The 25,010-nt window shown below is 42.2% G+C and carries 23 protein-coding genes; 7 read left to right on the forward strand and 16 right to left on the reverse strand.

The annotated features are described in order from the left end of the window. Positions 1-1,374, forward strand: a complete 1,374-nt coding sequence (gene mobV, locus HUX74_RS14575) for a MobV family relaxase (protein ID WP_117981625.1) — start codon at positions 1-3, stop codon at positions 1,372-1,374. After that, a complete protein-coding gene (locus HUX74_RS14580) occupies positions 1,371-2,660 on the forward strand; it encodes a restriction endonuclease subunit S (protein ID WP_254592871.1) in 1,290 nt (429 codons plus the stop codon). Before mobV (HUX74_RS14575) ends, HUX74_RS14580 begins: the two co-directional genes overlap by 4 nt. Here the strand turns inward: HUX74_RS14580 and HUX74_RS14585 are convergent. Beyond that, positions 2,655-3,122, reverse strand: a complete 468-nt coding sequence (locus tag HUX74_RS14585; RefSeq protein ID WP_117981624.1) for a restriction endonuclease subunit S — start codon at positions 3,120-3,122, stop codon at positions 2,655-2,657. The genes HUX74_RS14580 and HUX74_RS14585 overlap by 6 nt on opposite strands. A 64-nt stretch (positions 3,123-3,186) precedes the next feature. Here HUX74_RS14585 and HUX74_RS14590 point away from each other — a divergent pair, with 64 nt between their 5' ends. After that, the gene (locus HUX74_RS14590; protein WP_117981635.1) at positions 3,187-3,990 is read left to right on the forward strand and encodes a tyrosine-type recombinase/integrase; all 804 of its coding nucleotides are present in this window, start codon (positions 3,187-3,189) and stop codon (positions 3,988-3,990) included. Positions 3,991-4,016: 26 nt separating this feature from the next. Here the strand turns inward: HUX74_RS14590 and HUX74_RS14595 are convergent, their stop codons facing one another. The 6 genes from HUX74_RS14595 to HUX74_RS14620 form a co-directional block, all read right to left on the reverse strand. Next, on the reverse strand, positions 4,017-5,420 hold the full coding sequence (locus HUX74_RS14595; RefSeq protein WP_174646919.1) for a restriction endonuclease subunit S: 1,404 nt from the start codon (positions 5,418-5,420) through the stop codon (positions 4,017-4,019). 5 nt (positions 5,421-5,425) lie between these two features. After that, on the reverse strand, positions 5,426-6,577 hold the full coding sequence (locus HUX74_RS14600) for a YhcG family protein (RefSeq protein WP_117981634.1): 1,152 nt from the start codon (positions 6,575-6,577) through the stop codon (positions 5,426-5,428). Between the two features lie 4 nt (positions 6,578-6,581). After that, positions 6,582-8,015, reverse strand: coding sequence for a class I SAM-dependent DNA methyltransferase (locus HUX74_RS14605; protein WP_117981633.1), 1,434 nt, complete (start codon positions 8,013-8,015; stop codon positions 6,582-6,584). A 4-nt stretch (positions 8,016-8,019) separates the two neighbouring features. After that, positions 8,020-8,676 carry a hypothetical protein gene (locus HUX74_RS14610; RefSeq protein WP_117981622.1) on the reverse strand — a complete coding sequence of 219 codons (657 nt, stop codon included), beginning with the start codon at positions 8,674-8,676 and terminating at the stop codon, positions 8,020-8,022. A gap of 2 nt (positions 8,677-8,678) precedes the next feature. Further along, positions 8,679-11,384 (reverse strand): DEAD/DEAH box helicase family protein, encoded by a 2,706-nt coding sequence (locus tag HUX74_RS14615; RefSeq protein ID WP_117981621.1) that lies wholly within the window; start codon positions 11,382-11,384, stop codon positions 8,679-8,681. 67 nt (positions 11,385-11,451) lie between these two features. Continuing rightward, positions 11,452-11,658 carry a helix-turn-helix domain-containing protein gene (locus HUX74_RS14620; protein ID WP_117981620.1) on the reverse strand — a complete coding sequence of 69 codons (207 nt, stop codon included), beginning with the start codon at positions 11,656-11,658 and terminating at the stop codon, positions 11,452-11,454. A gap of 306 nt (positions 11,659-11,964) precedes the next feature. Between HUX74_RS14620 and HUX74_RS14625 the strand changes: the two genes are divergently transcribed. The 3 genes from HUX74_RS14625 (at position 11,965) to HUX74_RS14635 (ending at position 13,884) form a co-directional block, all read left to right on the forward strand. Beyond that, a complete protein-coding gene (locus HUX74_RS14625; protein WP_147338186.1) occupies positions 11,965-12,891 on the forward strand; it encodes an STAS domain-containing protein in 927 nt (308 codons plus the stop codon). Positions 12,892-12,982: 91 nt separating this feature from the next. Further along, positions 12,983-13,318, forward strand: coding sequence for an STAS-like domain-containing protein (locus HUX74_RS14630; RefSeq protein WP_117981618.1), 336 nt, complete (start codon positions 12,983-12,985; stop codon positions 13,316-13,318). Further along, a complete protein-coding gene (locus HUX74_RS14635) occupies positions 13,318-13,884 on the forward strand; it encodes a hypothetical protein (protein ID WP_117981617.1) in 567 nt (188 codons plus the stop codon). The genes HUX74_RS14630 and HUX74_RS14635 overlap by 1 nt, the downstream gene beginning before the upstream one ends. Positions 13,885-14,313: 429 nt before the next feature. Here HUX74_RS14635 and mobV (HUX74_RS14640) read toward each other — a convergent pair whose 3' ends face one another. From mobV (HUX74_RS14640) to HUX74_RS14660, 5 genes are all read right to left on the reverse strand, one after another. After that, on the reverse strand, positions 14,314-15,621 hold the full coding sequence (gene mobV / locus HUX74_RS14640; protein ID WP_174646920.1) for a MobV family relaxase: 1,308 nt from the start codon (positions 15,619-15,621) through the stop codon (positions 14,314-14,316). Between the two features lie 265 nt (positions 15,622-15,886). Then, positions 15,887-16,858 carry a toprim domain-containing protein gene (locus tag HUX74_RS14645; RefSeq protein ID WP_174646921.1) on the reverse strand — a complete coding sequence of 324 codons (972 nt, stop codon included), beginning with the start codon at positions 16,856-16,858 and terminating at the stop codon, positions 15,887-15,889. A 251-nt stretch (positions 16,859-17,109) separates the two neighbouring features. Next, the gene (locus HUX74_RS14650; RefSeq protein WP_174646922.1) at positions 17,110-18,351 is read right to left on the reverse strand and encodes a primase-helicase family protein; all 1,242 of its coding nucleotides are present in this window, start codon (positions 18,349-18,351) and stop codon (positions 17,110-17,112) included. A gap of 277 nt (positions 18,352-18,628) precedes the next feature. Continuing rightward, positions 18,629-19,012, reverse strand: a complete 384-nt coding sequence (locus HUX74_RS14655) for a hypothetical protein (protein WP_174646923.1) — start codon at positions 19,010-19,012, stop codon at positions 18,629-18,631. Positions 19,013-19,024: 12 nt separating this feature from the next. Further along, on the reverse strand, positions 19,025-20,245 hold the full coding sequence (locus HUX74_RS14660; protein ID WP_174646924.1) for a site-specific integrase: 1,221 nt from the start codon (positions 20,243-20,245) through the stop codon (positions 19,025-19,027). A gap of 347 nt (positions 20,246-20,592) precedes the next feature. Between HUX74_RS14660 and HUX74_RS14665 the strand changes: the two genes are divergently transcribed. Continuing rightward, on the forward strand, positions 20,593-21,912 hold the full coding sequence (locus tag HUX74_RS14665; protein ID WP_117965840.1) for a YihY/virulence factor BrkB family protein: 1,320 nt from the start codon (positions 20,593-20,595) through the stop codon (positions 21,910-21,912). 73 nt (positions 21,913-21,985) lie between these two features. Here the strand turns inward: HUX74_RS14665 and HUX74_RS14670 are convergent, their stop codons facing one another. The 4 genes from HUX74_RS14670 to pstB all read right to left on the reverse strand — a co-directional run bounded on the left by HUX74_RS14670 (position 21,986) and on the right by pstB (position 25,004). Next, positions 21,986-22,525: a nitroreductase family protein gene (locus HUX74_RS14670; RefSeq protein WP_174646925.1), complete on the reverse strand. Its 540-nt coding sequence runs from the start codon at positions 22,523-22,525 to the stop codon at positions 21,986-21,988. Between the two features lie 12 nt (positions 22,526-22,537). Continuing rightward, positions 22,538-23,140, reverse strand: a complete 603-nt coding sequence (locus HUX74_RS14675) for a riboflavin synthase (protein WP_138346035.1) — start codon at positions 23,138-23,140, stop codon at positions 22,538-22,540. Positions 23,141-23,492: 352 nt separating this feature from the next. After that, on the reverse strand, positions 23,493-24,188 hold the full coding sequence (gene phoU / locus HUX74_RS14680; RefSeq protein WP_005831301.1) for a phosphate signaling complex protein PhoU: 696 nt from the start codon (positions 24,186-24,188) through the stop codon (positions 23,493-23,495). Positions 24,189-24,248: 60 nt separating this feature from the next. Then, positions 24,249-25,004 carry a phosphate ABC transporter ATP-binding protein PstB gene (pstB, locus tag HUX74_RS14685; protein WP_055288615.1) on the reverse strand — a complete coding sequence of 252 codons (756 nt, stop codon included), beginning with the start codon at positions 25,002-25,004 and terminating at the stop codon, positions 24,249-24,251. Positions 25,005-25,010 lie beyond the last annotated feature (6 nt).

Genomic DNA, 25,010 nt, shown 5'->3' on the forward strand with positions numbered 1-25,010 from the left:
ATGAGTAATACACAATACGCTGTCTGCCACCTGCAGCGTGGCAGCGGCAATGACAGTGGAATGTCATGCCATATAGAAAGAAAGGATGCCAAGGGAAAGATTTATGTGCCGGTTAATGCCGATGCGGACCGGACACATCTCAACCGTGAGTTGGTCAGATTTCCCGATGGCGTGTCCAATCGCACCGAGGCGATACAGCACCGTATCGAGACTGCCGGGCTGCGCCGCAAAGTCAGCAAGAACCAGACAAAGGCAATACGTGTAATGCTGACCGGAACGCATGAGCAGATGATGGAAATTACCAATGGCGGCAAACTGGACAGTTGGATCGATGCCAATCTCAAATGGCTAAAGGAAACCTTTGGTGATGACAACCTTGTGTCCTGCGTGCTGCATATGGACGAGAAGACCCCACACCTGCACGCCACAGTCGTACCCATTGTAACCGGTGAGCGTATCCGCAGGAAGCGGGAAGGCGAAAAGAAATATGAAACGAAGTCCGGACCCCGCCTGTCGGCAGACGATGTGATGCGTCGTACCAAATTACATGAATACCAGAACAACTATGCTAAGGCCATGAAACCGTTCGGGTTGCAGCGTGGGATTGTCGGATCTACCGCCAAGCATCAGGCGAACTCGGAATATTACAGGCAGCAGGTAATACAATATGAAGAGGATATAGCCAAGTTACAGGCCGATGTGGAGAAGGCGCAAGAAGGCAGGAACACCATCCTCGCGTGGTTCGGCAAGGGGGACCTTTCCAAGGCGAAAAAGGAACTGGCTGACAAAGATGGACTGATTGCCGAACTCAATAAACAGATTAAGGAACTTCAGGCAGAAAAGGCACGGTTGCAGGAACAACATAAATCAGAAATCGGAAAGTTACGAAACGGCTATCAAAAAGAAATAGACAAGGCCATTCATCAGGCGGAAGCAGCAGAACGGCAATTCAAGGAGAAGGATGCAATCATAGATAGACAGAGGAAACAGATAAGTTTGCTCGACCGCAAGGCCAATCCCCAGCGTTACAGCCTCTCGTCCGGTGCCGAGCTTGTACGTGTCAATGTCTCAAACTATCGGAATCCGTCGCTTCACATCTGGACACGGGTCGGTGATGAACTTTTTGATAACATCAAATTCCAGATAGACTATGATGTGGCCCAAAGACATTTCAACGGCCAGATCACGGACGAGGAGTTTGTCAATGCTGTATTCGATCCGCAGGAGCAGGTAAATGGAAAACAGACTGAGCTATTGGGTACAGCTTTTACCCTTGCCGCCGGAGGACCGGCGGAGGTTCACATTGGAACTGGATCTGGTGGCTCATCGTCTGACCTTCCGTGGGGTGAACAGAAAAATAAGCATAGAAGATGATGATAGCTCATTCGAAGTGTGTTATGGTAATAGTTTTAACACACTCTTTAACAGAATTATCTGTACATACTCCCCATTATGAGAACGTTCCGTTTGAGGTGCCAGATAATTGGGCGTGGACAACTCTTGGAGAAATATGTTTATTCTTATCTAGAGGTAAATCACCAAAGTATTCAGATTCAGATAAAACTTATCCTGTATTTGCTCAAAAATGTAATCTAAAAGAAGGTGGTATATCTTTAGAACAAGCACGTTTCTTAGATCCATCTACAATTTGTAAATGGAGTGAGGAATACAAACTAAAAACCGGAGATGTGCTTGTTAATTCAACAGGAACAGGGACAGTTGGGCGAACTCGACTTTTTCACGAAAGTTATTTGAAACATTATCCTTTTGTTGTGCCTGATTCTCATGTTTCTGTTATAAGGACAGCTAGCGAGATTAAATCTGAATTTGTTTTTGCTTATATCTCATCTAAACTTATACAAGAGTACTTGGAAGATAATCTTGCGGGAAGTACCAATCAAAAAGAATTATATATCGGAGTTTTGTCGGATTTATCATTTCCACTTCCTCCTCTTGCAGAACAACAACGCATTGTAACCGAAATAGAAAAATGGTTTTCTCTGATTGACCAAATAGAGCAAGGGAAAGATGATTTGCACAGTATTGTCAAGCAAACTAAAAGCAAAATCCTCGATCTCGCCATTCACGGGGAACTCGTGCCGCAAGATCCGAACGACGAACCAGCCATTGAGTTATTGAAACGCATAAATCCTAGCTTCACACCTTGTGATAACGGGCATTATCCGCAGTTGCCTGATAGTTGGACAATAGTTCCCATGCAAATGCTATGTTCTTTGACGGATGGAGAGAAACTTGACGGTAAGGGAATGCCAAATCTTGATGTAAAATATCTAAGAGGAGAACGTGACTTTAAGACACTGACAAATGGGCGATATGTAGCAGCCAATAGCCTATTGATTTTGGTTGATGGAGAAAACTCTGGTGAAGTGTTCAGAACGCCGATTGAAGGTTATCAAGGCAGCACATTCAAGCAACTACATATCAATGAAAATATGCTTGCAGAGTACATCTTACACGTTATAAACCTGCATCGTAAAGCATTGCGTGAAAACAAAGTAGGTTCGGCAATACCTCATCTGGATAAGAAGCTATTTAAGGCAATAGAAGTACCCGTACCACCTTATGATGAACAAGTAAGAATTGTAACTGTGATAAATTCAATGCATAGTAAATTGGATGCAATAATGGAGAATTTATAAACTCTCAATTATTGCATCAAGTTTTTCAAACATTGCGTTTGCTGCATTGATTATACGCTTTTGTTCTTCTTTTGGTGGTATTGGTATGCAAAGTTTAGAGTATTCTGAAATCCAATAACGCTTATGAGTGTCACCAATGAGCCGTGTTATGTTCATAAACATAGCAACATATTCAATTTCTATATCATCTGCTACTTTTAAGATTTTCATAGCAGATGATTTCACCTTGAATGGAAAATCAACGAGTTTAGAATCTGTGGTGAAGTCATCAAAAATGATACAGGGCGTATTCTGATAAATGCCTTCTGTTTCGTTGGTATATCCTATTACAAAAGACTTCCCTGCCGTTAAAACAGGGGTTAAATATCTGTCGTCATAATCAGTTGAATTGACTATATAGGCTTGTGGTTGTTCGTATTCAACTATGTCCTCTAATCGGCATTTGCACCACCCGTCAGGCAACTGCGGATAATGCCCGTTAGGTTGCGCTTTATATTGTTATCGTATTCATCAAAAATAAATGTATATGATAACAAGATTCAAAGACTATCTTGCCAAAACGAATTTGGCAAAGAACACCGTAGCATCGTATGTGTGGACGGTGAACTACTTTCTCAGTCACTATGGAGAAGTGAACAAGAAAAACCTGTTGACCTATAAGGGCTATCTGGTGGAAAACTTCAAACCGCAGACCGTCAATCTCCGTTTGCAAGGCATCAACAAGTATCTGGAGTTTACCAAGCACGACAGGCTGAAAGTGAAGTTTGTCAAAGTGCAACAAAAGAACTTCTTAGAGAATGTCATCAGCGATGCCGATTACAAGTTTCTGAAAGCTCAGTTGAAGGCTGACGGTTACGAGGATTGGTATTTCGTAGTATGGTTCATGGCGGCGACAGGTGCACGGGTAAGCGAGTTGTTGCACATAAAGGTTGAACACGTGAAACTGGGTTATCTCGACCTTTACAGCAAAGGTGGCAAAGTGCGCCGTTTATACATTCCCAAAAACTTGCGGAGTGAAGCTTCATTATGGCTGAAAAGAAAAGGTATCACGAGCGGCTATCTCTTTCTCAACCGTTTTGGGCAGCGCATAACGACACGCGGTATTGCCCAACAGTTAAAGCATTTTGCCGATAAATATGGATTGAACCGTGATGTTGTTTATCCTCATTCTTTTCGTCACCGTTTCGCCAAGAATTTCCTTGACCGTTTCAACGACCTTGCTTTATTGGCCGACCTTATGGGACATGAAAGCATAGAAACCACTCGCATCTACCTGCGCCGCACCGCCAGCGAACAGCAGAAAATTGTCGATAAGGTAGTAAATTGGTAATAACGTAGCCTTAGAAGCGCATCTTATCACGCTTCTAAGGCATTTTGAATGTTATCAAGAACGGAAAACAGCTCTTCAATCTTTAACACTATTCTATCTTGTTCTTTTCGTGGCGGTAATGGCATTCCTATTTTATGCAATTCATTGGACGACAACCCTAGCAATCCAATGCCTTTACCTCCTATCCGATTATGTTTTTTCAAGAACCGTAAAACATAATAATAAAATGAGACATTCAAATCTCCTTTAGGACGCAATCTATGAATGTGATTCTGAATGCAGATATTGTAATCAAAATTCCATATTGCAGAACGGCCAACATCTCCGCCTTCACATACAAGTAAGTCACCCTTTTGAACAGTACATTTTTCTAACTCATTATCCCTAAAAGGCATTTGTTTAACAAGAGACAAGTCAAACTGATTCCAATACACATTGGATGTTGTAAGATAGTTTCTCAATACACCTTCTTTGTTTGATGAGTTAAGAGCCTTTCCCGTATTATGATAGAATATATCTCCTAGAATTACATCAATCCAACCAACGGGATAATGCCCGTTATCACAAGGTGTGAAGCTAGGATTTATGCGTTTCAATAACTCAATGGCTGGTTCGTCGTTCGGATCTTGCGGCACGAGTTCCCCGTGAATGGCGAGATCGAGGATTTTGCTTTTAGTTTGCTTGACAATACTGTGCAAATCATCTTTCCCTTGCTCTATTTGGTCAATCAGAGAAAACCATTTTTCTATTTCGGTTACAATGCGTTGTTGTTCTGCAAGAGGAGGAAGTGGTATCATTCCTTTACAAGCATCGTTTGTACTAAGTCTCGGCATTTTTACACCGTATCCGCATCGTAATGTATAATCAAGAAAATGATTAGAACGCAACACATGGCATATATATTCATTTGATAATACACCATAAGTTCCAAAAGGCATTATTTCCGTTGAACAAAATCCACCATTAGAAGCAACCAATACTTTATTGAGATATGTACGTAGTTTTGAATAAAGAATATCCCCTTTTTGGAATTTATGGCGAGTTCCATTTAGAAATCGTTCTTTTTTGCTAAGATGTTGAATTATCTTTGCCGTATCTTTTTCTATATCTTCAAGTTCTAAGATCCATTCATTACTATCAATGTCTCCAACTTGAACGTTTATACTTGTTCCATAGTTGCTAATACTTCCCAATGTTGTCCATACCCATCCCTTTGGTACCTCAAACGGAACGTTCTCATAATGGGGAGTATCAGAAGCATTATTTGTTTTCTTACTACGCTTTATTTTCCCCTCTTTTATTAGACGTTCTTTCTCTGCTTTGATGCGTTCAAGTAATACGGATGCCGGTTCGTCATTCGGATCTTGAGGAACAAGTTTACCGCGAATGGCGAGGTCTAATATTTTTTGACGTAATTTTTTTGTATCCATTTGGGTTAGTCTTTGTTTAAGAATAGATTGCAGAACTCATTCAGTTGCTGCTGCATGCGTTCTTGTGGAATGAGTATGCGTTTGTATTCAGCAATCATCGTAGGACTCATGCTCCGGCTCATAGCGTACTCTACTACTACCCGGTCTGCTTCAGGGCAAAGAATAATACCGATAGACGGATTTTCGTTGGAGCGTTTTACATCCCGGTCGAGTGCTTCCAGATAAAACTCCAACTGTCCGAGGTCGCGAGGATGAAACTTTGTCTTTTTTAATTCTACAGCGACCAATGCCTGTAAGCCGCGATGAAAGAACAGTAAATCAGCCTTGAATGTAGATGCACCAATATTAAGGCGATATTCCTGATCCATGAATATAAAGTCTTTTCCCAGTTCAAGAATAAACTGTTTCATGTGTTCTACTAAACCGTTTCTTAATTTTGATTCGCTATGCTTTTTCGGCAGGTTGAGAAAATCTACGAACAGGGTGTCTTTGAACATGACTGGCGCATTAGGATATCTTTCCAGTAATCCTTTTGACATATTGTCCTTGCTTCCTAATAATCCTGCATAAGTTTGGTTAGAAATGCAACGTTGGAGCTCTCGTTTTACTAAATGCTCTTTATTGGCATAGAGTATATAAAACAACCGTTCTTCGTTGCTTTTACATCGGCATAATATTTCTATATGATTAGTCAAGGTCGTTAACTCCAATATTTTAGGCATTTGTCCAATTGCTGGCTGGACAAATTGTGCAGCCAACGGTTGCACAATTACAGTGGTTCCCTGTGTATGATTTCTTGCTTCAATTTGTGCAGTTTTTGGCTGCACAAATTCAGTATTCAAATATTGGCTTATTGTTGCTATGAACGTTTCTGATGAATACTCATCATAAAACATTACCATATTGTATATGCTTCTTTTGCTATATCCTTTGATGTCGGGATATTGCGAACGTATGTATTCGGACAATTGAGAAACAACCTTACTTCCCCATTCTTCGCTCTTCAGTTTAGCAGATACATATCCACCTACATGCCATGCTGTGAGTAGCAACTCTTCATTGACGGCTCTTGAAGCATTACTTTTATGTTGGAGAATAATATCTATGATTTCTCCGAATTGTTGTTCTATTGATTTTGCGATGTCATTATTCTTCATATGCTTAATCTTCATTTATGTTTGCAAGCAGCTTCTCAAGTTCTGCAACTGCTGAGCTAATAGTTTTACTTTTCTCTTTTATGTCAGCCATCAATTCTGCCAAGGAGCGGTCATCAGACTCTCCTCCTTGTTTTATCCAGGTTATATCAAGGCTTGTCTTGTCACGAGTGAGAATATCATCTACAGGATATTTACGCCAACGCCCTTGAGGATTATTGTCTGCATCATATATCTCTTTGCGTCCTTTTAAGTTTCCTGCATTATAGCATGTGACAAAATCATCCAAATGATGTCTCTCTAATTTATTAGTAGCAAGCGTATGTTTGATGTCAGTACGATAATCATAGAACCAAATCTCTTTTGTTGGTTGACCTTTGGAAAAGAACAATACATTTGCTTTTACACCTTGTGCATAGAAAATACCTGTAGGCAAACGAAGTATCGTGTGTAAGTTGAAGTCTGAGAGTAACTTCTTGCGAATTGTTTCTCCAGCACCACCTTCAAAAAGGACATTGTCTGGTAATACTACGGCTGCACGACCTCCGGTTTTGAGCATCAGCATCATGTGTTGAAGAAAGTTCAACTGATTGTTCTTCGTTTCTACATAGAAATCCGGACGGTTAATATCCACAGAACCTGCCGGTCTGGTGCCGAAAGGAGGATTGGCAAGTATTACATCTACAAGGGTGGATGGTTCCTTCTCCAATGAATCCTCACAAACAATCGGACTTCGGTCTGTTCCCACACCATGCAAATATAGGTTCATGGAAGCAAGCGTTACGACCAATGGTGTGTTATCTACACCATGCAGTGCCTTGTTACGCAAGAAATCACGTTTTTCCTTACTGGCAGACTGTTCTTTCATGTAATCATATGCAGTCAAGAGAAAACCTCCGGTGCCGCAGGCCGGGTCACAAACTGTTTCTCCAATTTGTGGAGCTATGCAATCTACCATTGCTTTGATGAGCGGGCGTGGAGTAAAATACTGACCGGCACCACTTTTCTTGTCCTGTCCATTCTTCTCAAGGATGCTTTCGTAGATAGCACCTTTCACGTCTCCATCCATGATCAGCCATTGTTCCTCATCAATCATGGTAATGACTTTTTTTAAATAGACTGGCTTGTCAATCTTGTTTTGTGCTTTTGTATAAATTGTACCGATAAGGTTTTCCTGTTCACTCAGCTGTTTCAGAGTATCTTCGTATTGCTTTACTAAATCCAGACCGTCAAGAGATATTAAATCACTCCATTGATAACCAGATGGTATTGCTGATTCTTCTCCAAACATTTCTACATTCTCAGCATCCATCTTCAAAAATAAAAGATAGGTAAGCTGTGTGATATAGTCAGTAAAGCCGATACCTTGTCCGGCAAGGGTTGTTGCCAGATTCCAAACTTTTTTGGTGAGCGATTGCTCTGTTGTATTATTTGCTGCCATAATTTTAATCAAAATTTTTATGCTCTATTATAAGCATGTCATCTAATGTGACTTTATAAGTATTTATTTCAGTTACATAATAGAATGGATATTGCGATTTGCCTTCTTTTGACACATCAATAAAACAATTCCACGGGGATACTTTTGGAGATGTAGCTCCAGGGTCAAGACAGAAAATTTTAGTTATGATGTCATTTTCATCGCTTTCTATTCCTATAGCCAATAAAGCATGTGCACCATCATTGAATTCTGTCGAGATTATAACTGGAGTATTCTGGCTTACGAATTGCCTTATCAATTCAATCCTATCATCATTAGATCTTGGCCTTTTGTGTATTGCCCTAATTTCAAATGGCTGTTCATTGATTTCACGTGCTAATGCTGTATAGTTATAACCATTTTGAATAAAACCTTGTTCATAGAAAAAATAGTATAAGAATTTGCCTTTAGGAGTACGCCTATCGGGGAATTTATATAGTTGAATATCTTGCTCTTCAATCATCCCTTGGCATAGCATTGCCATCACAAGGGAATAAATAGAACATGCGCCATCTAAATCCCCTTGTTGCTTATGTACATTGACCCATCGCCCATCAGCATCTTTTGTTTGCAAACCAGTTCGATTTAATCTTATCCTATCTATTATTTGTATGGTTGTCATTATTATGCTGCTTTTCTTAAAACTACAAATGTATATAGAGACTGTAAAGCTTCGTTAGCTTTCTGCATATTGCCAAAGGCACGGATCATCTGTGCTGCCTGAGTTGCATCATCTTCACGAATCTCTTTGATTGTACAAGCTCCGTTGGAAGCAATATAATCTACAATACGACTGATAACTTCACGTTGTTTATCTGTTATTTCGCGCTGGTTTTGTCCTAACCATAGATTGAAATACTGTTTAGAAGTGGAAACAACACTATCTAACCGCTCAATCTGGCGTAAAGCAAAACGTACAAGCTGTATGATATTAGTCAAAGCATCGCTCTCCTCTTTTGTAGAAGAACGTCGAACGCTATTTGGATTCAAAATGGCATATGAGTTCCATAATTGCTTGGAAGTAAAATGATTGTTAGCCATCTTGAGTTTGTTTTCCAAATCTTTTAGCATTGAATAGGTAATTGGCTCACCTTCATTATTATAAATTATACGTAGAGCTTCTATTTCATCACTATGTTCTTTGCAAAAATCTTCAAAGGCTTCTGTGGTACTTTTAGCTTCTTCTATTGAAAAACCTTTAGATATAAGCGTGTCTTCACCAGGCATTAGTGTGTTGACAAACCCGGCAGCAAGAATAAGCAGATATCGACGCGCATCTGCATGATTTGCAAGCGGAGCTACTAAACCTTTCCGTTCGTTATTAGGCTCTTTAGTACTTATGAATGGCGGCAGAATATTGTTTTCAAATGCTTCGTAAATCCTTGAAGCAAGTTCTTTCATGTCGTCATTTGCTAAACGTATGAACTCAGTTCGCTGTGAATTGTCAGCTTTGTTGTATATTCTGGAAAGTGTTGCAGCAAGACGTTTCAGATGCTCGTCAGGAAGGTAACCATGGGTAATCTGTTCCAACAGCTCTTTAAGAGTAATAATCTTTGTAGTCAGCTCATCAGTTATCGTAGGTATTGTTTTCTCGTGTTCAGTAACACCTACGGCATCTATCAAATAGAAACAATCTTTACTAAACGCATTTGGGGTAACATTCCGTAACTGCTCATCTCCAATTGTGCGTACACCACGTCCTTTCATCTGTATATAGAGCGGTAAAGATTCTACATCACGCATGAAAATCAATACTTCAAGAGGCTTAACATCTGTACCAGTTGCTACCAATGTGCAAGTTACGGCAATTCTGAAATCCTTATCATTCCGGAACTGACGTATCAATTCATTACTATCGCCCGCGGAATAAGTTATTTTTTGCACGAAACGGTCATCTGTATGTCCAAATACCTCTTTAGCTATCTGTACGATATTGCTGGCATGAGTCTCATTTAGAGCAAAGATCAAAGTCTTTGGCAGATAGTCAAAATTTGCTTCTCGTTGTGGATCATTGAACAACTCGGTATAGACGACATCGCGATAAGTGGAGAGAATAAGTTTTATTTGCGCAGGGTTAATGACACTTCTGTTTAGTTCTTTATTGGTATATGTCTTCGTTTCTTTATTGGAAATGGTTTTTACATCTCCGGTATATCGCGTTTCTTCTTTGATTTTTTCTCCTTCTAATATAGCGCCGCCATTTTCTGTAACCTGAGTTTTGATTCGATATACACGGCAATCTACATTTACACCATCAACGATACTTTTCTCCAATGTGTAGTTGACTATGCGATTATTGTTAAAGAATGCCATTGTTTCAGGAATTGGTGTAGCTGTCAATCCAACAAGCCTGGCTGTATCAAAATATTCCAATACCTTACGCCAATTCCCATAAATGGAGCGGTGACACTCATCTATGATAATCAAATCAAAATAATCATGTGGTAAATTGGGATTAGGAGGTAATACAACTTCTTCTGTAGGCTCATTATCATCATCATTGTCATTATCCTCAATAGTATCTCCTCTCAGAAAAGAAAAAAGACGCTGTATTGTTGAAATAACGACATTACTATCAGATGGTATAGAAGAGGAACGAAGACGATTCACTGTAAATATTGTATTGAATGCATCTCCATTTTCTGTTAGCCGAAAAGTACCAAATTCTCCCTCTGCCTGTTTCCCGAGGTTATTTCTGTCCACAAGAAATAACACTCTTCTCATTGGAGTATATGAAAGAAGACGATATGCAGCAAGACATGCTGTATATGTTTTACCTGCACCTGTAGCCAAAACCATCAAGGCGCGATTCTGCCCACTCCTGAAACTTTTTTCCAGTTCAGTAACTGCCTCATACTGACAATCACGTAATCCTTTTTTCTGCAAAGAGGGAAGTCCTGCGAAATAATCACTTATTCCTAACTGCTTGACCAACTCATAAGGAGTAGGGATAGCCATTATCTGTTTAAAACTTTGCTTTTGTTCGCGAAAATCACAGAAAAACAGTTCTTTGCCATTTGAAGTAAAGATAAACGGCAATGGCTTCTGATATGCCTGATAGATATGGGGAACACTTTTAGCATATAATACAGCCTGTTCGCAAACATTGTTGGAAAAAGGATCTATTTCTTCTCTTTTAGCTTCAAGCACACCAATAGCCTTTCCGTTAATGAAAAGGAAATAATCTGCCTCAAGATTACCTTTTAGCAACCCTTCCCTTATTGCGACAGCCGTGCAAGTCGGTTCATAATCTTCTCTATTGATTACCTTCCAACCTGCTTCGGCAAACCACAGATCTATCTTTTGCCTAGCTTTTTCTTCCGGAGTCATAGTCGTTCCTATATTTCTGCATTATCAGAAGTTATACGCCAAAAAGATAACACATGCCCACAGAATATCATTCTCGTTCATCCTTATCTGTTATCAGATCTTTTAAGTCAACTTGAAGAATCTCTGCTATTTGTTGCAGTGTCTCCAAGTTAGGTTGGATTCTGTTGCAAGCATAGGCATTAACCATACTAAAACTCTTATCCAGTTTTTTTGCCAACCACGTCTGAGAAATGCCTTTGTCCGACAAAACTGCCTTTATCTTATTTAGTTTCATTCTTAGATGCAATTTTATAATGCAAATATAGTGAATTATATTCAATGGTCCGGATTATTTTTATACTTTTGTAGTATAAATAACTAAATGCCCCAAAGTGGATATGGTAAAATAATGCACTTATAGAACAGCGTTTAATAAATTATAACATTATCGTTAAATTGTAATTTCGTGAATTATAAAACCAAAAAAGAGATTAAAAGACGGCGTTATCAACTCAAACGAATGAGGCGCACAATGAAGCGTCAAAGCAAAAGTTACAAGTTGCGCCGTAGGCATCGTCTTGAAAATAGACGAAGAGGACTTGTGGAACAACTGAAATGGGAACGTAAAGCTTATGTAGAACTAGAGGTTCCTAAAAACTTTTCATTCATAGATAATACAAATGAAATTCTAGAATATTTCATAAAATGCAAATCGTTATTGCATAATAAGGAAAAGGTTCAATGTGATTTGTCACATATAACAGCTTTATCTTCAGATGCAATAGCATTACTTGCCGCATGTGCTAATGATGAGTCGTTTTTAGGAAAAAGAGGACGCATTAGGGGAAATGCACCTACAGATCCAGAACTTCTTAAATTATTTACAGAGTCTGGCTTTTATAATCATGTAAAAGCAACAAAGGTTTTAAAATCTGCACACAAAAGTGATACTAATTTGTTCCATCAAGAAAGCAATTATCAAGTGCAATCAGATATAGCAAAAAACGCATGTATACTAGGAACAAAACATGTGTTTGGAAGTAATAAACCTTTCCCAGATCTATATGAAATGCTAATAGAAGCAATGTCAAATACCAATAATCACGCAAGCAATAATTCAAATGCAAATCAATTCAAATGGTGGTTATATACTTATAACGCCCCTAATGGGCACACGATGTATACATTTATAGATTTAGGTGTTGGTATATTTGATAGTATCCCTGTACAGGTATTTAAAAAAATCAAGAGAGTTATAGGCTTGGAAAATAATACTGATTTAGTGCCCGATCTTCTTGACGGCAAAATTAAATCACGAGAAAAAGTAGACAATAAAATTAGAGGAAAGGGGATTCCACAAATAGCTGTCAATAGCAATTCTCAATATTTTGCACGAGCCTATATAATAAGCAATGATGTGAAAATAAACTTAAAAGATAAGACAGCAGAAGCTCTCGAACACAACTTTTCTGGTACTATGCTGTTTTGGGAATTAACAAACGGAGATACAACAAACAAAGACATATAGTATTTTTAATAAACATAATAACGGTTTAGACCATTAAATGTGGTATCTTTGTATTTAATTTGGTTTGATTGTTGAACATAGAAAAAGTAATATGGAAGATATTATCATAGACATAAAGGCTGATTTCTCTGACTCTCCAGGAGCTCGATATCGTAAAGACGGACCACATTCTGGCGAAGAGTTTTTTGAGGTATTGTTAAAACCCAAATTTGAAGAAGCAGTAAGAAATAAAGTAAAACTCATAATTAATTTGGATGGAGTGTGGGGATATCCATCTTCATTTGTATCAGGGGCTTTTGGTAAACTTTCTCTAGAAATGGGAAGTGAAGTTGTTCTTTCTACAATTGATTTTATTTCTAATGAAAGTGAAATTAGAAAAAAACGTATCATAACGGAAATAGAACATCCAACCAAAAGAGACAGGTAATGAAAGAACTACTTAAATATGCTAGTGGAGCTGCAATAGGAATAGTTGTAACTCTAGTAATTTTATCCTTTATTAGAGGATGTATAAACTATGAGATAAATATTATTGATGCGTTAATGCTCATTATTACAACTGCATTAACAATTGCTGTTGTATATTTAGGTAATTCGCTAAATAAAAGGAATGTGGCTCGCGATATAATATCCAAAGATTTAATGGAACTTTGCGATGTATATAGTAGGAATATGTCTATTTTAGAACAGCTTAGTAAAGGTGAAATATCCCTAGACGATGCAAAAACCGATATTAGAATGACATTTCACAGAGGAGATGTCATTTCTGATATGATACTAGAAGAAATCAAAGAATCTTTTCCTAAATTTCTAAACGATAAAAATTCAATACAAAATTTAGCAACGTCATATTGGAAATGGCTTACAGATGGTGACATGCAAGAAGCGAATTTTGTAATATCCCAACAATTTTTGAAAGAGCATGAAACAAAAGTTAGAAAAACAATATCTGACATTAGGTTAGTTATACATAGATTAACAAAATCAGCATAAACTTATTCTATGTATTACTATCCTCGAAATAGCAGTATTCTGTTACTATATAATTTTAGTAGTCCTTCTCAACAAATATACGTCTGGGAACTATTGGGTATCAAATATACAAGAAAATAATAGATTATAACTGTATATCAGATTGATAAAAAACATACTTCGGTTCAAGCGTGGCACTGCAATGCTACGTCTTAGTTCGGAGGTCCTGAGAAAACCCTGTGTACAGATGTAGTAATAGCAGCCCACGCTATAGCGTGAGAACCACTATGCTACCCTTGTACACAATTCAGAAATTTCTCAGGTTTCCGTTCTACAAGATAAGCATACCGCTTCTTCTTTTTCGTATGTCTTGGAAAGAGTTGCCTCAATCCAATACAAAAGTATGAAAAATCCGTGATATACCATTCTACTATCACGGATTTTTTTGATTTACAGTTTCATACTTCTATTCTGTCTTGGCTTCGGTATTCCGATGGCTTCTCTGAACTCATTCATCTTCTTTCTGAACCAGTTCACGTGAGAAACCCCGTCTATCTTGAAATCGAATTTACCGTTTTCATCCTGTCTGATGGAGCAGACGGAATGTCGGGTATCAAAACTTCGGTTAAACTCGGAAGAATAGAGTTCACCTTTTATCCCGACCTCCTTGAACTCGCACAGTCTTCTGATTATCCCGTCATTAAAACCCAAACGTTCACGCAGGAAACTTATCACGGGCATCAGCTTCTCCACATACGGAAAGTAGCGTCTGACAAAATCCACAAACTCCGACAGCTTGCGGTGCTGTTGCTCGTAAGCGTTTCTTATCTCCTGTATCTGCTTGGCTTGTTGCCGTTCCCGTTGTCGGGCTTCGTCTTCAAGTTCAAGGATGCGGTCTTGCAAGTCCTCGTTCCTGCGTTCCAACGATTTCATCTTTCCACTTCCGAAAAGAGAACCCACACTGCTTGCAAGGGCGGTTGCCGTATCGGCGGCTGCGCTTTTGAGCTTGTCGGTACGGATTTCCGCTTTCATCTGCTTTAGTTCCTCCTGCGCTTCGGTCTTCTTCTCTTGCAACAGTCTGGTTTCAGTTTCGAGGACTTCATTCTTCTTTTTCAAGTCTCTATAATACTGCATGGTGGTGGTGTGCCGTGCTTCCGAACCCCGTACCCCACGCTGCAATCCGTATTTCGCCATCACCCTTGCGTAATTGTCGTGGTAGGCGACCAAGGTCTGGCGGTTGAACAGGTCGTCGGCACACAAACGGACGGAATTTGTTTTCTTGCGGTACTTGCGCTTGCCATCAGCCTGTTCTTTCTTGGCTTTGCGCCTTTCACCCGTCACGACGGGAACAACGGCTGCGTGGATGTGCGGAGTCTTCTCGTCCATGTGCAGATGTGCGGCAACCACATTGTCTTTGCCGAATGTGGCTTGCAGCCATTGGATGCTGTCGCTGCACCATTCATCGAGTTCTCCTTTTTCCTGTATGTTCATCATGTCCTCGTGCGTACCCGACAAGACCACCCGAACGACACGGACTTGGTCGTGTGTGATTTTCCGTCTGATGCCTGCCGTGTTCAGCCTGTGGGCAATCGCTTCATCCCTGCCGTGAACGCCATCAGGGTATTCGACAAGCACCCTGTTCAGATGTGTTCTTGTCGGGTCTGCATTTTTAGGTATTATCTTTCTCTCTATATGGTCGGACTGCGTGGTGTCCGATGTACCCTTTGCTTTCTTAATGTCCAATGAAAAATATCCCATTTTATTTCTATTTTGCGGTTATCGTTATGTTTCTTCTCTCTGCCTGTGGCATCGGCTCACAGGGTTTATTATGCAAATGAACCCTTACTGCACTCGGCATAATCCAAACGAGTTTGGCTTCTGCTCTCGTTTGCACAGGGTTTCCAAAGGGATTTCCCTTTGGCTCAATAGGGCGTTTTTAGCGTTACGGAGTAATGCGTGAAGAAAACGCCCTATTGAGCTATGGTATTTCTGTCTAAATACCTTGGGAGAGCGGACGTGCATATTACAGATGAAATCCCCCTTTCTTTTTCGGTGGCTGCATCATCCGCCTTTCGGATTGGACTTGCTTCTTCTCCTTTATCGGCTCTGCCGATTGGGACAAGGGCTTACCGCACAGATAGTCGTTTAAGTCCTTATAATCACGATAGTACATTGACTTGTCAAGCATCCGTTCCCCGAACTTCTCTTTCAGCTTCTTGCAGGTGCTCCGTCCAGCCGTGTCGTTGTCAAGGAAACAGCCGATTTGGGTGTAGGTTTCCAATAAGCTTTCCGCTTTCGCAAGATTGGAAACGGAGTTCAGTATGACATAGTCCTGTGTGTCCAATCGCGGGTGTTGCGGATTGTTTCTTACTCGGATGGTAAGGAATGAGAGGTAATCCATGAACCCCTCGAACAGGTAACACATACATCGTTGTCCGTCCTGCTGTCGGATATGGGTGATGTCTTTCGGGGCGACACATCCCTTGAAGTATCTGTTGCGCACTTCATATCCTCCTGCCATGTTCGGAAAGCCGATGGCAAAATAGGGTTTGTCGGCATTCATAAACCGAAGCTCCCTGCATTCTCTTTTGGCAAGTCCGATGTTTATTCCCCTTTCTTGCAGATAGGCAATAAGTGCAGGAGAGGACAACTCACCAACCCTTAATCCCTGATAAGGCTGATTGTCGGAATGCTGTCTGCCAAAAGAGAACGATGCAGGGCGGATGTATGCTGTCCGCTCCTCTATGCGTTTCAGCAGATAGGCTACATCTTCCGAATAGTAAAGTTCCGCTGCCAATGCGAGGATGTTTCCGCCTTTGCCGATGCCGAAGTCATACCATTTTTCAAGCTCAGTGTTTACCTTGAACGATGCGTCCGTTTCTTCCCGTAGCGGTGATTTATACCACAGGTTCTTGCCTTGTTGCTTTACAGGCGTATAGCCCAGACTTTGCAGATAGTCTGCCAGTTTGATTTGCTTTACATCTTGGATTGTCATATTACATACGGTTTTGAAGTTGATGAAAATTTGTTGATTTGATGAATTGTCAATGTAATATATTTATATACAGCCTCGTAACCTCTCAACATCTTCTCAACAAACCACTCACCAAAAGAGAAATTCACAAACGGGTGTCGGTGGTCTCTCAACTTCTCTTTTGGCTTGTTGAGATTTTGTTGAGAATGTATATCGTTTATTGTCAGTGTATTTATACCCATATTCAACAATTCAACAGAAAAATGATAATGTTACAAGGATTCAAGTTGCTCCCTTGTGACGGTGTAGAAGCGTCCCACTCTCCTTATCGGCTCATACCGACACTCCCGATTGCAGTTAAACAGGTAGGTGGTATAAGTCAGTCCGTTTGGCGCAGGAGTCAGTTTCCAACATTCCTGCAACACTTTTCGGACTTGGTGTTTCTCCACCTTTACCTGTGAGTGTACCAGCAAAAGAAGAATGTCACTGTAACAGAAAGAGAATGTATCCGTGCCGACACTGTCCATGATGTCAAGGACAAGTTCGTGCATCTCTATCTCCAACCGGTTACGGTTGCTGCGGATAATCTTCTGCAAGGCTTCTGTATGCAGCAATGTGGGGTTGAACCACATCCGGCTTTCCTTATTGGTGGATAGCTGTCTGTGTTGCAGAAAATGAAGAAAAGCGGGTATCTCCGCTTTCAGCTTTTGCAGGAAGTCGGTATCATCGGACTGCAAGCGGTCTATCTTGCGCACCCAATAGCGTGTTTCCCCTGCGTCTATGATTACGGGTAGATACTCGTTGTTGGAACACAGCACGAATTTGGCGAAGAACGCAATCTCGTCACGGTCTTTGCCTTTGGCTTCCACCTTATAGGAAAGTGTGGTGCTGAGGTTCTTCAACCGCTCGCTATCCTCCCTGCGGTTGAGTAGCACCTCATCCACCACGATAAGCAACTTGCCAGCCCAGTCGGAATTGAACCGGCTGCGGAAATCCTCGTTGGTGTTGAAAGTCACATTGTTCTGAAAAAGGGCTTTCAGAAAGTTCAGGAAGGTGCTTTTGCCCGTGTTGCGTTCTTCCGACACCAACAGCAGGATAGGCAACTTCTGAATCGGTTGCAGGTAGAGCAGTTGCAGATAGTCCATCCCCAACTCGTATTGTTCCCCGAAGATGTGATGCAGCAATGAACGGATAGAGGGGAAATCCCCTTGTCGGGGTACATGGTCTATCGGTTCGTAGAGGTTAAGGAACTTGCCTACCACGGAACGGTAGCCGATGTGTTCGGGTACGGTGCAGAAGCCGTCATATTTGGGAACGCTGCCGATGTAATCCTTGCCGTAATCCTGTCGCAGGGTCTCGTTGTTCCATGCGATGCGTTTCTTCACATACCCTCCGTTCAGTCTCGGTTGCTCCACAATCTTGTAGAGCGTTGTTCCGACACGGATAAATTCTTCCTTTGCCATGCCGCCATCCGATGGCGGTCTGTGGCTGTCCTGTTGTTCGATAGCTGACATAATCAAATGGTTTTAAGTTTGAAAATTACCAGCTACAAAAATATAATCAATTATCGGATAGGTTGTTATGCAAAACACAGCAGAATGGTGACAAATAGCCCCCGAAACAAAAACTTTCAATGGTTTGGGACAGGAAACGGGTTGTGCAAACGGAAAAACTCCCGAAAAGCGAATGTCGGATTACGCTTTTCGGGAGAAAAAATCAGAGCGTCTGTCGTTCTGTCGTACTGACTTAATGAATTACTGACTTACCGAGTGAATTATGTTAGGCATTCAGCTACGAGAAGTATTCGGATTTGGATATACCGTTGGTATTCAGCGAGAAGAAGATGCTTGTTTTCTCTTTTCGCAGGTACAGTCTTTCAAGAACGGCATTGCGTACCCGTTCCGCTCCGAATGTGCCGATATGGAAAGCGAGGGTAACTATCGCTTCAAGGTTGTAAACCTCCATACAGCAATTATCGGATACCCGTATGCTTCGCCTTATCCCGTATTCCCTTAAAACTCCGCTCTTGCAAAGAGCCTTCAGCCCTGCACGGAATGTCGGGGCGGTTACTCCGAACAGGTCGCAAAGTTCCCATTCGCTCATGGCGGTTGCGCTAATGTCGGTCGGCATGATGATGTTGCCGTTACCGTCCGTTGTTATGATGCTTCGTTTCATGGCTATGCTTGGTTATGGGGTTACACTTCCGAACGATGCGTTCAGCTTGTTGCCGAACATCGTCAGGTCATTGTCAAGTTTCTGCGTGGTTATCTTCGCATAGATTTGAGTCGTGACAATGTTCGTGTGTCCCAGAACACGGCTCACGCTTTCAATGGGCATCCCCTTGCTAAGAGCCAGTGTTCCAAATGTATGACGAGCGCAATGGTAGGAGATTTGCTTCTCTATTCCGCATTCCGCCATTACCTTTTTCAGCTGTTTGCACATCGTCCAATAGTTGATTTTCCCGAAAACCAGCTTGTCTTCCGACAGATACTTGTACCGTTCGATTATCTGCAAGGGAATATCCAGCAGCTTCACTTGGAACGGGACATTTGTCTTGTGCCGTTTCGACAATATCCATTTCTCACCGTTCACCTCCACTATTTCATCCGTTGTGAGTTCTTTCATATCCACGAAAGACAAGGCGGTGAAACAGGCGAAAATAAACAGATCCCGCACCAATGCGAGGGTGGGGTTGTCAAACTCGTGCGCCATGATTCTTTTGATTTCGTCCTCTGTCAGATATTCCCGTTCCTTAACATTCGGGCTGATATGGAACTGCGCAAACGGATTTCTCGGTATCAGTCCGTTAGAGTGCGCACGCATGACCACGCCTTTCAGCCACATGCAGTTCAGCCAGATGGTGGCGTTTTTCAGTCCCCGTTCAGCCGTAAGATAAGCCGCAAACTCCTTGATGAAGTCGGGCGTAAGTTCCAGCATGGACATGTCCGTCCGTCTGTAGAATGACTTGATAAAGGCTGCGACATAGTTCCTTGCCCTCACCATTATCTTGTATGTGCCGATGCTGCGGTCTTTGCCGACACGTTTCAGGAAGTTGGCGCAATCCTTGTCAAAAGCCTTTATCAGTGTCTCATACTCGCTTCCTACCCCTTGGTAGGCATTGCGCACCATTTCAGCCGTTACGTATGCCTCTCGGTCGGATATGCGCTGATAGTGCTTGATGATTTGCGCCTTGATGTTGTCCAATGCCAGATTGATGTTCCGCGCTTCGGCACTCTTGCCTTTGGCTCGGTTGCCTTTCGCATCCCAAAGGGTTTTCGGGATGGTCTGCTTGCAACTGAACTGCGCCACAGTACCGTTGATTGTCACTCGTCCCATGATGGGGACAATACCGTCTTTCTCCTTGCTGCCGTTCACGTAGAACAGCACTTTGAATGTACTTCTTGCCATACTCGTTTTTTTTGTTTGCAAAGTTAAATATCAACGAGTTAGACCTTGATACGCAAATCGGTGACAAACGGTGCAATAGCATCTCCCATATGTTAAATCTTACTCTTTCACGGGTAATGATTTGCAAACCATTCTTCTTCTTAAATCCGCTCTTCTTTGCGTTTTCCGATTTTTCGGTTTGTCATCATTTGACACCGTAACTACTCTGATATTAAGTCATTTAGCGTCATTTCTCCCGTTTTTCGAGGTTATTCCAGAGATTTTGTCTAATTTTGCACTTCATATAAACAGAGATCATTGAGAATCCGTTAAAGATAACTCTTTGAACTTACGCTAATTGACATTTTATGAATAGACGTATTGCAGCCTTCTGGAAGTTTCTTACTTACGACATCTGGCGTATTACAGAAGATGAAGTTACGCGAACCACTTTTTCCGTATACAATATCATCAAGACCATCTACCTTTGTGTCAACCGCTTCACCAAAGACCGGATAGTAAACAAAGCCTCGGCACTGACTTACAGCACCTTGCTTGCCATTGTACCGATTCTCGCTATATTGTTTGCCATCGCACGCGGTTTCGGATTCGACAATCTGATGGAAAGTCAGGTTATCAACGGGTTCGGAGGTCCTACAGAAACCACAGAGGTTATTCTACAGTTCGTAAACTCATATCTCTCACAAACCAAAAGTGGAATATTCATCGGCATCGGGTTGATTATGTTGCTGTGGACAGTCCTGAACCTAATCAATAATATGGAAGTCACCTTCAACCGCATCTGGCAGGTAAAAAAGGCGCGCAGCATGTACCGCAAAATAACGGATTACTTCTCCATGCTTCTGTTGATGCCCATTCTGCTGGTAGTGTCCGGTGGTCTTTCCATCTTCATGAGTACGATGGTGAAGAACCTCGAAGACTTTACCCTACTGGCACCCGTCGGCAAGTTTATGGTACGCCTCATCCCCTTCGTACTGACCTGGTTCATGTTTACAGTACTGTACGTCTTTATGCCGAATACAAAAGTCAAACTAAAACACGCACTCATATCCGGTATTCTGGCAGGTACGGCACATCAGGCATTCCAGTTCCTCTACATCAGCAGCCAGTTGTGGGTTTCCCGTTACAATGCCATCTATGGTAGTTTCGCCGCCCTCCCGATGTTTCTGCTATGGTTGCAGGTATCTTGGACTATCTGCCTGTTCGGTGCCGAATTGACCTACGCCGGACAGAATATCCGGAACTTCAGCTTCGACAAGGATGCGCGCAACATCAGCCGTCGCTACCGCGACTTTATCTCCATCCTGATAATGTCCCTCATAGCCAAGCGTTTTGAACAAGACGCCCAACCCTATACAGCCGAGGAGATATCCGAAGAGTGCCAGATTCCCATCCGGCTGACACACGAAACCCTTTATGAATTGCAAGAAATCAACCTCCTGCATGAAGTGGTGACCGATGAAAAAAGTGAAGACATCGCTTACCAGCCTTCCATGGACATCAACAAGATGAATGTGGCCCTCCTGCTGGACAAGCTGGACACACACGGCTCAGAAGACTTCAAAATTGATAAGGAAAATGAATTTAACAGCCAATGGGGAGCATTGCTGAAGGCACGGGAGGAATACTACAAGAATGCAAGCAAGGTGCTGCTAAAGGATTTGTAGTTTGGTTTAAACACGGAGGCACAGAGATTTTTTTCGTCTATTGGTTTAATCCCTGCACCTCTGTGTTCTTCTGCTAATACTTATTATAAGATACTGTCTTCTCTTTTGGCTTCCGCGATTTCTTCCGTTTTTCCTTCACCGGATAGCCAATCGTAATATCTAGCAAAAGGCGTTTACCGGCCGGGATACCGACAAGTTTCTTTATCTCCTTCTCATCAAACCAGCCCAAAATGCAGGAACCCAGCCCTTCATTTTCTGCCGCCAACGTGATATGTGCGGCAGCGATACCAATATCAATCAATGGGAAATACTTACCCTTGATTTTTGCCCCCAGAAAGGAAGTGGCATTCATGGACTCCTCCACCACCAGAATATGAACGGGAGCATCCTTGGCAAACTTGTTCATCCCCAATCCTGCAGCAGCCTTGCCCACCTTGGCAGACAGCTCCGGTTCCGTAACTACCACGAACTTCCACGGTTGTGCATTGCAGGCGGACGGAGCCAGACAAGCCGCTGCCAATATCCGCTCCAGCTTCTCAGGCTCCACGGCACGAGTCATATCATAGGCACGGTCACTCTGACGGGATGCCACTAATTCCAGGAAATCGTTCATAGCGCCGTTACCTTATTTATATTGTATCATGCGACTGATGTACTTACCAATGATATCGAACTCCAAATTCACCACACTGCTCACTTTGAAAGCATGGAAATTGGTATGCTCGAAGGTGTAAGGAATGATGGCTACCTGGAAAGTATCGTCGGTGGGATTACACACGGTCAGGCTGACACCGTTAACCGTTACCGAGCCTTTGTCTACCGTAATGTAGCCGCGCTTTGCCATCTCCTTGTCAAAAGCATACCGGAAAGTAAAGTAATAGCTTCCTTCCGCATCCTTTATATCGATGCAAGTGGCAGTCTGGTCCACATGTCCTTGAACGATATGGCCATCCAGCCGGCCGTTCATCATCATACTACGCTCCACATTCACTTCATCTCCCACCTGCAACAAGCCAAGATTGGAACGGTCCAGCGTTTCCTTCATGGCCGTCACGGTATAGGTATCATCTGTCAAGCTGACTACCGTCAAGCAAACACCGTTGTGAGACACACTCTGGTCTATTTTTAATTCACTGACGAATGAACACTTGAAAGTAAAATGTACATTCTCCTGGTCTTTGACCATCGCCACCAATGTGGCACATTCTTCTACTATTCCGGAAAACATGGTTCTATATACTTTTAGATTATACATGATTTATTATTAATATGCGCAAAGATACAAAAAGCCCTTCGTATAGGTACAAAAAAAGGAAGCTTTTCACAAAGCCTCCTTTTTCAGTTTTCAATAGGTATTAGTTTTTTTTTAAGGTAAAAAGATTGTTTTCAGGATAACGATGCAAATATAGGCGCTTTTCGTGATACTAACCAAATTAAAAAACATGTCTTATAACATCTTTTTGAAAAAAACATTTAAGTTTATTATCATTTCAAAGCACTTTTCTACACCTGCAATCGTTTTCAATGGACAAATATAAGGCTATTTTCCATGAAACACTGAAATTATCCTAAAATTTTGTTTATTTCTTATCATTTAAGTAGTGTTCATCTGTCTGCCCGCTATGTTTTAACACTTTTGCGTCGATAAAGAACACTATTTCTTCGGCAATATTCGTGATGTGGTCGCCGGAACGCTCCAATTTGCGGAACACGCTCACCAGATTCAGACAAGAGAGTGCACTCTCCGGATGCCGGCTGATGTAGTCGGCAAGAATGGCAGTGGCCTCCGCATTGATTTCGTCCAGCATATTGTCCTTGGCAAACACAGCGGTAGCCAATTCCTGGCTCTCCTCCTGAAGTGCCTGCTTGGCAAGCTCGAGCATGGAGAGCACCTGGGCTATCATCTCTTCAAGGCGGAGTTGCTTGACCAGCTCAGTATCCAATGCCGGTTCATGGCAGTTGAGGGCAAAGCGGGCGATGCCTTCTGCAAAGTCGCCCAGACGCTCCAGGTTCGTATTGATTTTGAGCATGGCAAGCACAAAGCGCAGGTCGATGGCAACGGGGTTGTAAAGGGCAATGATGTCCTCCACGTCGCTGTCTATTTTCAGTTCGAAAGCATTGACGCGACGTTCGCGCACCAATACCTGCTGAGCCAGCTCCCGGTCCAGCGTAAGCACGGCATCACCTGCACGGTCGAGCTGATTATATACCAGGGTCCACATTTCGTCTATTTCCTTTTTCAGCAAGACGAGTTCAGATTCGATAAACTTCACCATAATGTTTCTATTTTAAGATTACTTTTGTACAACTTATTTTTGCTTGTATGGAACAATCCGCTACCCGAAGCGTCCCGTGATGTAGTTCTGCGTTTCCACCTTGTCGGGATTCGTAAATATCTTCCGGGTATCTCCAAACTCCACCATCCGCCCCATATAGAAGAAAGCCGTATTATCACTGACACGCGCTGCCTGCTGCATGTTGTGGGTAACGATGACGATGGTGTACTGCTTCTTCAACTCGTGGATAAGCTCTTCCACCTTGGCAGTGGAGATGGGGTCGAGGGCGGATGCCGGCTCGTCCATCAGCAGGACCGAAGGAGACACCGCCATGGCACGGGCTATGCAGAGACGTTGCTGCTGACCGCCGGAGAGGGCGTAGGCGGAGACTTTCAGCTTGTCCTTCACCTCGTCCCAAAGGGCGGCGCCTTTCAGGGTTTCTTCCACCCGCTGACGGATGAAAGCGTTATCGGTGATGCCATTTACACGGAGTCCGTAGGCAACGTTCTCGAAGATGCTTTTTGGGAAAGGATTGGGGCGCTGGAACACCATGCCCACGTTCTTGCGGAGTTCATCCACTTGCACTCCTTTTCCATAGATGTCTTGTCCGTCAATGCGTATCTCGCCGGTCAGACGGGTGTCGGGAATCAAATCATTCATGCGGTTTAGCAGGCGCAGGAAGGTAGACTTTCCACAGCCCGAGGGACCGATGAAGGCTATCACAGACTTCTCCTCAATGTCCATGCTGATGCCTTTCAGGGCATGGAAATCGCCATACCAGAAGTTCACGTCACGGGTTTCTATCTTGTTCTTCATACCTAT

It is taken from the genome of Bacteroides sp. Marseille-P8574, assembly GCF_902825465.1.
In the GTDB taxonomy this organism is placed as follows: Bacteria; Bacteroidota; Bacteroidia; order Bacteroidales; family Bacteroidaceae; genus Bacteroides; species Bacteroides uniformis.